The 11,106-nt window shown below is 71.3% G+C and carries 14 protein-coding genes; 5 read left to right on the forward strand and 9 right to left on the reverse strand.

Features of this window, described 5'->3' with window-relative positions; genetic code table 11:
* Positions 1–32: 32 nt before the first annotated feature.
* From EDF33_RS03390 to EDF33_RS03410, 5 genes are all read right to left on the reverse strand, one after another.
* On the reverse strand, positions 33–626 hold the full coding sequence (locus EDF33_RS03390) for a hypothetical protein (RefSeq protein WP_111083775.1): 594 nt from the start codon (positions 624–626) through the stop codon (positions 33–35).
* 142 nt (positions 627–768) lie between these two features.
* Positions 769–1,599, reverse strand: a complete 831-nt coding sequence (locus EDF33_RS03395; RefSeq protein WP_243692340.1) for an ATP-binding cassette domain-containing protein — start codon at positions 1,597–1,599, stop codon at positions 769–771.
* A 19-nt stretch (positions 1,600–1,618) separates the two neighbouring features.
* Positions 1,619–2,326, reverse strand: coding sequence for a GntR family transcriptional regulator (locus tag EDF33_RS03400; RefSeq protein ID WP_123294516.1), 708 nt, complete (start codon positions 2,324–2,326; stop codon positions 1,619–1,621).
* A gap of 88 nt (positions 2,327–2,414) precedes the next feature.
* The gene (locus tag EDF33_RS03405) at positions 2,415–3,392 is read right to left on the reverse strand and encodes an MDR family oxidoreductase (RefSeq protein ID WP_131880885.1); all 978 of its coding nucleotides are present in this window, start codon (positions 3,390–3,392) and stop codon (positions 2,415–2,417) included.
* 142 nt (positions 3,393–3,534) lie between these two features.
* Positions 3,535–4,563, reverse strand: a complete 1,029-nt coding sequence (locus tag EDF33_RS03410; protein ID WP_111083779.1) for a 6-phosphofructokinase — start codon at positions 4,561–4,563, stop codon at positions 3,535–3,537.
* An 88-nt stretch (positions 4,564–4,651) separates the two neighbouring features.
* Between EDF33_RS03410 and EDF33_RS03415 the strand changes: the two genes are divergently transcribed.
* Positions 4,652–5,614 (forward strand): DNA-3-methyladenine glycosylase 2 family protein, encoded by a 963-nt coding sequence (locus EDF33_RS03415; protein WP_132099287.1) that lies wholly within the window; start codon positions 4,652–4,654, stop codon positions 5,612–5,614.
* A 96-nt stretch (positions 5,615–5,710) separates the two neighbouring features.
* Here EDF33_RS03415 and EDF33_RS03420 read toward each other — a convergent pair whose 3' ends face one another.
* The 3 genes from EDF33_RS03420 to EDF33_RS03430 all read right to left on the reverse strand — a co-directional run bounded on the left by EDF33_RS03420 (position 5,711) and on the right by EDF33_RS03430 (position 8,092).
* The gene (locus EDF33_RS03420; protein ID WP_132099288.1) at positions 5,711–6,568 is read right to left on the reverse strand and encodes an NAD-dependent epimerase/dehydratase family protein; all 858 of its coding nucleotides are present in this window, start codon (positions 6,566–6,568) and stop codon (positions 5,711–5,713) included.
* 71 nt (positions 6,569–6,639) lie between these two features.
* The gene (locus EDF33_RS03425) at positions 6,640–7,650 is read right to left on the reverse strand and encodes a TerC family protein (protein WP_123294520.1); all 1,011 of its coding nucleotides are present in this window, start codon (positions 7,648–7,650) and stop codon (positions 6,640–6,642) included.
* A 109-nt stretch (positions 7,651–7,759) separates the two neighbouring features.
* A complete protein-coding gene (locus tag EDF33_RS03430) occupies positions 7,760–8,092 on the reverse strand; it encodes a hypothetical protein (protein ID WP_131921992.1) in 333 nt (110 codons plus the stop codon).
* Positions 8,093–8,166: 74 nt separating this feature from the next.
* Here EDF33_RS03430 and EDF33_RS03435 point away from each other — a divergent pair, with 74 nt between their 5' ends.
* The 3 genes from EDF33_RS03435 to EDF33_RS03445 are packed head-to-tail and all read left to right on the forward strand — an operon-like array spanning position 8,167 to position 10,072.
* A complete protein-coding gene (locus tag EDF33_RS03435; protein WP_132099289.1) occupies positions 8,167–8,856 on the forward strand; it encodes a YceI family protein in 690 nt (229 codons plus the stop codon).
* Entirely contained in the window at positions 8,853–9,368 is a 516-nt protein-coding gene (locus tag EDF33_RS03440) for a sigma-70 family RNA polymerase sigma factor (RefSeq protein ID WP_123294523.1), read from the forward strand. Before EDF33_RS03435 ends, EDF33_RS03440 begins: the two co-directional genes overlap by 4 nt.
* Complete coding sequence (locus tag EDF33_RS03445; RefSeq protein ID WP_123937209.1) at positions 9,365–10,072, forward strand: zf-HC2 domain-containing protein; 708 nt, start codon at positions 9,365–9,367, stop codon at positions 10,070–10,072. The genes EDF33_RS03440 and EDF33_RS03445 overlap by 4 nt, the downstream gene beginning before the upstream one ends.
* Before the next feature lie 140 nt (positions 10,073–10,212).
* Here the strand turns inward: EDF33_RS03445 and EDF33_RS03450 are convergent, their stop codons facing one another.
* Complete coding sequence (locus EDF33_RS03450; RefSeq protein ID WP_111083786.1) at positions 10,213–10,689, reverse strand: MarR family winged helix-turn-helix transcriptional regulator; 477 nt, start codon at positions 10,687–10,689, stop codon at positions 10,213–10,215.
* A gap of 153 nt (positions 10,690–10,842) precedes the next feature.
* Between EDF33_RS03450 and EDF33_RS03455 the strand changes: the two genes are divergently transcribed.
* Complete coding sequence (locus EDF33_RS03455) at positions 10,843–11,103, forward strand: DUF4190 domain-containing protein (protein WP_165918699.1); 261 nt, start codon at positions 10,843–10,845, stop codon at positions 11,101–11,103.
* Positions 11,104–11,106: the final 3 nt, after the last annotated feature.

An 11,106-nucleotide genomic window follows, 5' to 3' on the forward strand; every position in this document is an offset into this window, starting at 1 on the left:
ACAGGGGACAGCACCGCCCCACCCTCGACTGGTCAGGAGCAGTCGGCCTTGGTGAAGGTCGTGTCGAGCGTCTTCGAGGTGCCGTCGAACGCGTAGGTGTACCGCATGTCGACGCCCTCGTCGAGGAGGTCCTTCGTGTCGCTGTTCGAGCAGAGCGTCGGGCCGACCGAGTCGCGGATGGCGCTCTCGGTGATCGACGCCGGGTCGACGCTGGACGACACCGTGTAGTCGTAGTGGATCGCGTTGCCCTCGGCCTCGACGCCCGTCCACGACGTCACCGAGTCGACCTGCTTCGGCAGGTCGCTCTGCTCGCGGATCTGCACGACGGCCTTCGAGACCTTCTCCTCCGTCGAGTCGCTGAACGCGGCGGTGAGCGCCTGGCGGACCAGGAACGCGACGACCACGGCGACGACGACGCCGAGCAGCGAGATCAGGACGCGCTTGCCACGGGACTGCTTGGGCGGCGGGGCGTACGGAGCGCCGGCGGGAGCGGGCTGCGCGTACGGCTGCTGGCCGGGCTGCTGCTGCGCCCAGGGCTGCTGGCCCGGCTGCTGCGGACCGGGCTGCTGCGGGCCGGCGTTCGGCTGCGGCTCGGACCCCGGGTAGGGCGGCGGCGTGTTCGTCATGGTGTTCCCCCTCGTTGCGGTGCGCGGCCTGACACCGTCATCCGGCATCGGGTCCCTCCCCGAAACGGGCCGCGGACACCTGAGCAACCATCCAAGCACAGGCCGGAGCGCCGCAACGCGCCTGTCCGGCCCCAGCGACGGGTCAGGCGGAACGGCGAGCTGCCCAGCGGCCCTCGGAGCGCAGGATCGCGAGCGGGAAGTCGAACGCATGCGACACCGCCGACGACGTGATGACCTCGTCCGCCGTGCCCTGTGCCACCACGGCACCGTCACGGAGCAGCATCGCGTGCGAGGTCGACACCGGCAGGTCCTCGAGGTGGTGCGTGACCATGACGCTGCCGAGCTCAGGGTGTCGGTGCCGCAGCGCGTCGACGGTCTCGAGCAGGTGCTCGCGCGCTGCGACGTCGAGCCCGGTCGCCGGTTCGTCGAGCAGCAGCAACTGCGGCTCCGACATCAGCGCCCGTGCGATGAGGGTCCGTCCGCGTTCGCCCTGGGACAGCACGGGCCAGCGTGCGTCGCGTCGTGCGGCGAGCCCGACGTCGGCGATGTGCTGCTCGGCCAGTGCGACCTGCGCGGCCGTGGGCTCCCACCGCATCATGAGGTCGGTGGTGCCCGTCAGGCCCGTCAGCACCGTCTCGAGCACGGTGAGCGGGGAGAGCATCCGGTGCCGCGGGTCGACGTGGCCGATGTGCTCACGGAGTTCGCGGACGTCGACGCGACCCAGCCGTCGGCCGAGCACCTCGACCGTGCCCGCCGTGGGGTGGCCCGTCGCCCCGAGCACCGCGAGCAGCGTCGACTTGCCGGCGCCGTTCGGTCCGAGGAGCGCCCAGTGCTCACCGCGGCGGACGGTCAGGTCGACGTCGTGCAGCAGGTCGCGGCCGGAGCGCGTCACACGGACGCCCTCGGCACGGAGCAGGACGCCGTCGGCGCGGAACTGGGCGCCCGCGGCGCGGGACTGGTCGGTGTCGGTCACCACTCCATCGTGGCCGACGTCAGCGCCGTTCGGTGCCGTCCGCCAGCGCGCCGCCCTCGGCGACGAACGCGCGGGCCTGCACGGTGTGCTCCTCCACGGTGCTGCTGAGCGAACGGATCACCGCGGCCGCTGCTTCGCCGTCTCGCTTCGAGATCGCCGCACGGAGCGGGTCGACGAAGTGCTTGACGTCCCAGAACATGCCGCTCTGGTGGGTCAGGGCGAGGAAGTTCGCGCGGGGCAGCAGCGAGGTCGACAGCTGGACCAGCAGGTCGTTGTCCGCCGCACCGATCAACTGGGTGACGACCGCGCCGACCTGTGTCGAGACGTCGCCGGCCCGCTCCTGCTCGGCGGCCGTGCGCAGGGCTTCCAGCGTGTCGACGAGGCGTGTGGCCGCAGCGTCGTCGAGCTTCGGGACGGCCCAGCGGGCCGCGAGCTCCGTGACACCGGCGAGCACCTGGATGGTGTCGTCGAACTGCTTGGCGGTGGGCGACGCGACCCGGGTGTACCGGTTCGCCTCCATCTCGACCAAGCCGTAGTCGACGAGCTTGGCGATCGCCTCACGGATGGGCGTGCGACTGACACCGAGCCACTGGACCAGCTCGTCGTCGTTGAGCCGTTCGCCGGCCTGCAGCGTGCCGTCCTGGATCGCGGCCAACATCTTCTCGAGGACCACGTCGCGGAGCAGCTTGCGCGGCGAGTTCTCGACGGTCGACTTGGGTACCGGCATGACGGACTCCTCGTGTCACGGACGTTTGGTATCCAAACCCTAACGTGTCAATATGCAATCGTTTGCGGAATAACAGCATCTCAGAACATCAGCCACGCACGTCGACCACGGTGCGTCCGTGCACCCGACCGGCGACCACCTCGGCGCCGATCTCGATCGCCTGCTCCGGGGTGACGGTCCGGGTGACACCCGCCAGCAGCGCCGGGTCGAGGTCGGTCGCCAACCGCTCCCACGCCCGGTGCCGGAGCTCGGACGGGGCGTCCACCGAGTTGATGCCGAGCAGCGACACCGCACGCAGGATGAACGGCAGCACCGTCGTGGGCAGCGCGGAGTCCTGCGCGAGCCCGCACGCCGTGACGGCTCCACCCCACCGGGTGCCGGCCAGCACGTTCGCCAGGGTGGCCCCGCCGACGCTGTCCACGGCGCCGGCCCACGCGGCACGCTGCATCGGCTTGCCGGGCTCGGACAGGGCACCCCGGTCCACGACCTCGGTCGCGCCGAGGCGTCGGAGGGAGGCCTCGTTGGTGCTCCGTCCGGTCGACGCGGTCACCTCGTACCCGCGTGCGGCGAGCAGGGCGATCGCCACCGTCCCCACCCCGCCGGACGCACCCGTGACGAGCACCGGCCCGGCACCCGGTTCGACGAACCGTTCGAGCGCGAGCACGCTGAGCATCGCCGTGAACCCCGCCGTGCCGATCGCCGCCGCGAACGAGTCCTCGATCGCCTCGGGCAGGACCACGAGGGAACCGGACGGCACCACGGCGTGCTGCGCCCAACCACCGTGCCGGGTCTCGCCGAGCCCGGCACCGTTCAGCACGATGCGGTCGCCGATCGACACGTCGTGCACACCCGGTCCGAGCGCCGACACGGTCCCGACGACGTCGATGCCGGGCACGAGCGGGTCGACCCGCGCGACGCCGGGGTTCCGGGCGAGGGCGAGGCCGTCCTTGTAGTTGACGCTCGAGTACGTGACGTCGACGAGGGCTTCGCCCTCGGTCGGATCGGGCAGGTCGACGTCGGCGACGGTGGGCGGGGCTGAACTGGACACGACTACGGCGCGGGTCATGCGCCGGACGCTACCCCGGGCCTCCCGGCCAGCGGTCCGTTCTTTCCCAGAACGCGTGCGATCCCTGGCGGAACCGGGCGTACCGGGCCGGAAAAAACGACCAGGTACGCCCGAAACGGCCAGGTACGCGTGCAGCGAGCGCTCACCCGAACATGATGGCGGCTTCGTCGAACCGCGCCTGCGGCACGGTCTTCAGCTCGCCGAGCGCCTCGTCGAACGAGACGTGCACGATGTCCGTGCCCTTCAGGGCGACCATCCGGCCCCACCGTTCCTCGACCACCGAGTCGATGGCCGCCAGGCCGAGCCGCGTCGACAGCACCCGGTCGTACGCGGTCGGCGTGCCACCGCGCTGGATGTGCCCGAGGGTCGTGGCACGCGTCTCGATACCCGTCATCTCCTCGATGAGCGGCGCGAGGCGCTCGCCGATGCCACCGAGCCGCGGACGCCCGAAGGCGTCGAGCCCGCGCTCGGTGTGCGCGTTGTCCTCGTGGTCGGGGACGAAGCCCTCGGCCACCACGACGAGCGGTGCACGCCCGCGGTCGTAGGCGGCACGCACCCACTTCGCGATCTGCTCCATGCTCGTCTTCTGCTCCGGGATCAGGATCGCGTGCGCGCCCGCGGCCATGCCGGAGTGGAGGGCGATCCAGCCGACGTGCCGGCCCATGACCTCGGCGACCATGCAGCGGGAGTGCGACTCGCCGGTGGTGCGGAGGCGGTCCATCGCCTCGGTCGCGATCGCGACGGCGGTGTCGAAGCCGAACGTGTAGTCGGTGGCGCCCAGGTCGTTGTCGACCGTCTTCGGGACGCCGACGATCTTCAGCCCGGCGTCGGTCAGGCGCTTCGCCGCGGCGAGCGTGCCCTCGCCGCCGATCGCGACGATGGCGTCGATGCCGTGGCGGTCCAGGGTCTTCGAGATGTTCTCGACGCCGCCGTTCGGGCCCTCGAAGGGGTTCGTGCGGCTGGTGCCCAGGATCGTGCCGCCCTGCTTGGCGATGCCCTGGATGTCCTTGCGGCCGAGCGGGACGATGTCGCCGTCGACGACGCCGCGCCAGCCGTCCCGGAACCCGACGAACTCGTGGCCGTGGATGGCGATGCCCTTGAGGACGATCGCGCGGATGACCGCGTTCAGACCGGGGCAGTCGCCTCCGGAGGTGAGGATGCCGATGCGCATGGGAACTCCGTCGTCGGGTGGTGCGGGTGGGGGTCGTGGGGGACTGCGACCATCATGACTGACGGTGGTTGCGCATTACCATCCCGGTGTGACCCTGCTCGACTCCGCCTCGTCGTCCGCTGGTGCGTCCGGCGGTGCGTCTCGCGTCGACACCGTGTACCGACCGGGAGGCCCGGTGAACGTCACGTCGACCCTGCGGCCCCTGCAGCGCGGCTCCGGTGACCCCGCCTACAAGGTGGTCGGATCGGTCGTGTGGCTCGCCCTGCGGACGCCCACCGGCCCCGCTGCCGTTGCGATCCGGCCGTCCGGCGACACCATCGCGGTCTCGGCGTGGGGCGACGGTGCTGCGTGGGCGGTCGAGCACGCGCCGGAGCTGCTCGGTCGCGGCGACGACTGGGACGGGTTCGACGTCTCCGGGCACGCGTTCCTCGCTGCCGCCCGACACCGGCAGCCCGGACTCCGGCTGCTCCGGACGAACACCGTCGTCGCGATGCTCGTGCCGGCGATCATGGAGCAGAAGGTGACCTCGCGGCAGGCGTGGGGCGCGTGGCGGTACCTGCTCCGTCGGTACGGCACGCCCGCGCCGGGTCCCGCGCCGGAGGGACTGACGGTGCCGCCGACGGCCGACGAGTGGGCGCGGATCCCGAGCTGGGAGTGGCACAGGGCCGGCATCGAGCCCGGACGGTCGGCGACGGTGATGCGCGCGGTGCGTGTGGCTCCGGCGCTCGAACGGACGCTGACGCTCGGTCGCGGCGGTTCGGTCGTGTCGGCGCGGCTCCAGTCGATCCCCGGCATCGGGAAGTGGACGGCTGCCGAGACCGCGCAGCGCTCCCACGGCGACCCCGATTCGCCGAGCGTCGGGGACTTCCACGTCCCCGCGCTGGTCGGGTGGGCGCTGACCGGGGGACCGGTCGACGACGACGGGATGCTCGAGCTGCTCGAGCCGTGGCGGGGGCACCGGGAACGGGTCGTGCGGCTGATCGGCGGATCGGGGTTCCGGAAGCCGTCGTTCGGGCCGCGGCTCACGATCCAGGACCACCGCGGGCACTGAGCGGTCGCGCGCGGCCCGCTGCGGTCCGCACCTGTTTCGCGACACGACACCAGGTGATCACGTGGTGTCGTGTCGGAGAACCGGTGTCGCGCCGGGTCAGGGGTGGCGGACGCCCTCGCCGGCCAGCACGGCGCGGTAGCCCTCGCGGAACGTCGGGTACTGCGGCGCCCAGCCGGTGGACCGGAGCAGCGCGTTCGACAAGCGCTTGTCACCACCGGACTGCCGGGCACCGCCGTCACCGGTGACGGGCTCGGGAACGCCGAGCTCGTCGGCCAGGAACCGCAGCACGTCGTCGAGCCGGCTCGGTTCGTCGTCGGTGCCGAGGTACGTCGGCGCCGGGTCCTCCACGGTCGCCAGGTGCACGAGCGCGGCGGCGGCGTCGTCGCGGTGGATCCGGTTCGTGTGCGGCGAGGCACCCGGAGCCAACCGGGCCGAACCGGAGCGGACCTGGTCGATCAGACGCTCACGACCCGGACCGTACACCCCGGACAGGCGCACGAGCACGGCGTCGGGAGCACGGTCGCGCAGTAGTGCCTCGGCCTCGACCAGGACCTCGGCGGTCGGGGTCGCACCGTGCGCCGGGGTGTCCTCGGTGACCTCGCTGCCGTCGTCGACGTCGTACACCGCGGTCGACGACACCACGAGCAGGCGTGGATCGGCGTCCGAGGCGTCGATGCCGTCGAGCACGTTCCGCAGGCCGTCGACGTAGGTGGCGCGGTACTCGTCGACGTCACGGCTGCCCGCGGCGAAGGCCACGACGACGACGGAGGTGTCGGCGGGGATCTCGGGGACCTCGTGCCGCAGGTCGGCGCTGCGGCCGGTGATCGGGGCCGGGACCAGTTCGGCGCGGCGTCGGAGGCCGATCACGTGGTGTCCCTGGCGCGCGAAGCGGAGACCGGCTTCGGTCCCGAGGTCGCCGCAGCCGGCGATCACGACGGTGTCGTTGTTGTGCACCCGTCGACCTTGGCACGGGCAGCTGGTGGACGTTCCCGCGCCCGGCCTGCTGCCGCTCAGAGCACCTTCCGTCAGTCCGAGGTACGAGCGGGTTCTTCGTCCTTCGCCTCGACGCCGTCGTGGCGCATCCGCACGACGCTGGCCAGGGTCGACAGTGCCATCGCGGCGATGATCACGATCAGGGAGACCCAGGTGTTGATCTCCGGTGCCCACTCGATGTGCTCGCCACCGTTCAGGAAGGGCAGCTCGTTGTCGTGCAGTGCGTGCAGGACGAGCTTCACACCGATGAACGCGAGGATCACCGCGATGCCGTACTTGAGGTAGACGAGCCGCTCGAGCAGGCCACCGAGCAGGAAGTACAGCTGCCGCAGACCCATCAGGGCGAAGACGTTCGCGGTGAACACGATGAACGGGCTCTCGGTGATGCCGAAGATCGCCGGGATCGAGTCGAGTGCGAACAGCAGGTCGGTGGTGCCGATGGCGATCAGCACGATCAGCAGCGGGGTGAAGTGCCGCACGCCGTCGTGGGTGGTCCGGAACTTCATGCCGTCGAACGTGTCGGTGAGGCGCACGCGACGGCGGAGCAGCCGGACGATGAAGCTGTCCTTCTGGTCGTCGGCATCGTCCTCGCCGCGGAGCTGCTGGATCGCCGTCCAGATCAGCCAGGCGCCGAAGATGTAGAAGATCCACGAGAAGTTCTCGATGAGCTGGGCGCCGACGAGGATGAAGATGCCGCGCAGCACGAGCGCGATGATGATGCCGAGCATCAGCACCTCTTGCTGGATCTTCTTCGGCACCGAGAACCGCGCCATGATGATGACGAAGACGAAGAGGTTGTCGATGCTCAGGCTGTACTCGGTGAGCCAACCGGCCAGGAACTCACCCGCCGAGTCGCCGCCCGCGAACACGAGCATCAGGACCGCGAAGACCAGCGCGAGCCCCACGTAGACGCCCACCCACGTCGCCGACTCGCGCAGCGTCGGCACGTGCGGCCGGCGCGCGACGATGAGCAGGTCGGCGAGCAGGATCGCGACGATCGCGATCAGCGAGCCGACTTCGAACACGACGGGGAGTTCGGGCATCTGGTGCGTTCCTTGCTGGTGATGGGCGGGCACTCGAGCACGGCCGGGCTCGGGTGCTGTCCCCTCTAGTGTCGGGGACGTTCGCGCGCTGAGCGACCGCGTCCCGCGTTCAGCGACCGGGGCCGTCGATCGGTGGGCGCGGTGGGAACGGCCGTCGTGCGACCCAGATCTGTACTCCGACGAGCACACCGAGCATCCCGCCGAAGCACAGGAACACCCATCCGGCCGCCGGGTGGCCGCCACTGATGAAGACCGCACCGATGACGAACCCCGCTGCGGCTCCGAGCCCGTGGAACACCAGCGACACCACCGTCCAGCCCGGACTCGCGTTCATCGACAGCTGAGCGTCCCGGACCCATCCCGCATCCCGCGTGCGCCGGAGCACGACGACCGTCGTGGCGATCGAGACGCCGACGGCCACCAGCAGCATGACCAGTTCCACGGCGCATCGACCTCCTCCGGCATCGTCGTCACGTCGACGGTGAACGATCCAGACTGCCACCTCGTTGACCGGGTATGGGACTCCGCACACGCACCAAGGTCATCATCGGCATCTCCACCGGCGTCGTGGTCATCGCGGCCGCCGCCGTCATCGCCGGTCCGTCCATCTACGCGAACACCGTCAACGGACAGGCCGCCGCAGCTCCCTCCCTGGAAGCGACGTCGTCCGCCACCCTCGACGCAGCGGACGCCGACGGCACCTGGACCAGCACGAAGACCTCGTACGCCGGCTACCGGGTGCACGAGGTCCTGCAGGGGAATGATGTGAACGTGGTCGGACGCACGAAGGACGTCGAGGGCACCGCCGAGGTCGACGGCGGCTCCCTCGCGACGGCGACGGTCACGGTCCAGGTCGCGAAGATCTCCACCCCCGAGTCCGCGCGCGACGCCTACTTCCGGGACACCGCGCTGGAGACGGACAAGTTCCCGACGGCGACGTTCACCTTGACGAAGCCCGTCTACGTCTCGAAGGCGCTCGACGGCAGCACGCAGGACGTCACCCTGACCGGCACGATGGACCTGCACGGCGTCACGAAGGCCGTCACCGCCGACGCGCAGGTGGCGGTCGGCACGGGAGGCACCGTCCAGGTCGCCGGCTCGGTGCCGATCACCTTCGCCGACTACGGCGTGAAGGCTCCCTCGCTCGGCTTCGTCACCGTGGACGGGAAGGGCTCCGTCGAGTTCTCCCTCGACCTGCAGAAGTGACCGTGTCGAGCCGTTCCGCCGACGAGCTGCTCGCGACGCTGTACCGCGAGCACGGTGACGCGCTCACCCGGTACGTCCGGCACCTGACGCGGGACGGCTCGGCGGTCGAGGACGTCGTGCAGGAGACCATGGTCCGCGCCTGGCAGCGCCCAGCGGTGCTGGAACGCGCGCCGGACAGCGCCCGCGCCTGGCTGTTCACGGTCGCGCGGAACCTGGTCGTCGACGACGCGCGATCGGCTCGGAACCGCCGGGAGTTCGGCACCGAACACCCCGTCGACCGCGCCGAGTCGGACCGCACCGACGCCGTGCTCGACCGCATCGTCGTGGCCGACGCGCTCGCATCGCTCTCCCCGGACCACCGCCGCGTGGTCGTGGACGCCTACTGGCTCGGCCACACGGTGCCGGAGATCGCACGACGACACGACATCCCCGAGGGCACCGCGAAGTCGCGGCTGCACTACGGGCTGCGAGCCCTGCGGCTCGCACTGCAGGAACGAGGAGTGACCCGATGAGCGACGACCGGTACGCAGAGTGGGACGCGGCGTACGTGCTCGGGTCCCTGAGCCCGGACGAACGGCTCGAGTACGAGCAGCACCTGGAGACCTGCGACCGCTGCACGGCCGCCGTCGCCGAGCTGGTCGGCCTGCCCGGTCTGCTCGCCAAGCTGCCGGCCGACCAGGCGATCGAGATCGCCGAACCGGACGGGAGGCCCGACACCGGTTCCGAGAGCACCCTCGCCTCGGTCGCGCACCGCGTTCGACACCGTCGCCGCCGTCGCCGGGTCTGGGTCGCCGCCACCGCGGGGCTCGCGGTGGTCGCTGCCGTCCTGGGCGGACTCGCGGTCGGCACGGCGGGGGACCGTGGATCGGTGCAGGCCGGACGTGACGTCTCAGCATCGGCGACTGCGGACCGCTACGACATGACCGGCGCCCAGGGACTCGACGTCGACCTGGCCGTCAGCGGCGAACAGTGGGGCACCCGCTTCGACTGGGGCTGCTCCTACGGCGGCAAGGAGTGGGCGGCGGACGGCTCGGTCATGTACGACCTGGTCGTGGTGCGGTCCGACGGCACCGCCCAGATCGTCGGCTCGTGGACGGCCGCGGGCGAGGACGCGAAGGGGCTGTCGGCGTCGACGGACATCCCGCGCGACGACATCGCGAGCGTGCAGGTGCGGCTCCGCGGCGAACAGGGAGCCCTCGCCGTCGTCGACCTCTGACCGCCCGCCCGCCGCGCCGCCCGCCCCGAGCCCCCGAGGTTCCGAAATCTCGGCATCTGGGCGCAGCACAGCGTCGTTCGTGGAACCTCGGCGCTCCCCGTGCGGCGAGTCGTGGAACCTCGGCGGACGTGCGGGGGCAGCTAGCCCGAGACGGCCTCGTCCGACACGTCGGGGCCGATCGCGTCCTGGACGCGCGCGCTGACGGACCGGAGGGTGTCCGCGTCGGTCCCCACGGGCCTCCAGAACAGGTCTTCCAGCGCACCGGTGTGCGCGCGGATGCCGGCGAGCACAGCGCGGCGGCCGTCGGGGGTCATCTCCACCCAGCTGCCGCGGCCGTCGGTCGGGCAGTCGGCGCGTCCGACCAGGCCGCGGGAGACCATCCGTGTGACCTGGTGACTGACCCGCGACTTCTCCCAACCGATGCCGGCGGCGATGTCGCGGACGCGCAGCCGGTGGTCCGGCTCGCGCTGCAGCCCGATCAGGATCTCGAACTCGGGGATGGAGATGCCGGCGCCCGCCTGGACGGCCTGGTCGAGCGCTCGGTCGAGGCGTCGCCAGACGTCGTGGTAGGCGTCCCACGTCGCCCAGTCGTGGCCATCGTTGCCCTGCGTCGACATGCCGACCAGCGTATCCACCGCGGCGGCCGGCCGACCCCGCCGCCGCGTCTTTCATCCGTCCGGATGACCCGAACGGGGCGCTGCGGAGCGATCCGTCCGGCCCGTACGATGACCGGGCCGTGCAGCGCTCGGCGCGACGAGACAGGAACCCGCATGACGAACCCGTACGCACAGCCGCCGATCGCACCGGTCCGCCCGACGAACACCCTGGCGATCATCGCGCTCGTGCTGGGGTTCGTGGTGCCGATCGGCGGGGTCGTCGTGGGGCTCATCGCGCTGCCGCAGCTGCGGCGGACGGGCGAGGCCGGGCGCGGTCTCGCGATCACGGGCATCGTCGTCGGCGCGGTGATCTCCGTCTTCACGGTGCTGCCGGTGCTGCTCTTGCTGCCGGAACTGATCCGGGTCTTCGGCTGACGT

The organism is Curtobacterium sp. PhB146, assembly GCF_004342995.1.
Lineage (GTDB): Bacteria > Actinomycetota > Actinomycetes > Actinomycetales > Microbacteriaceae > Curtobacterium.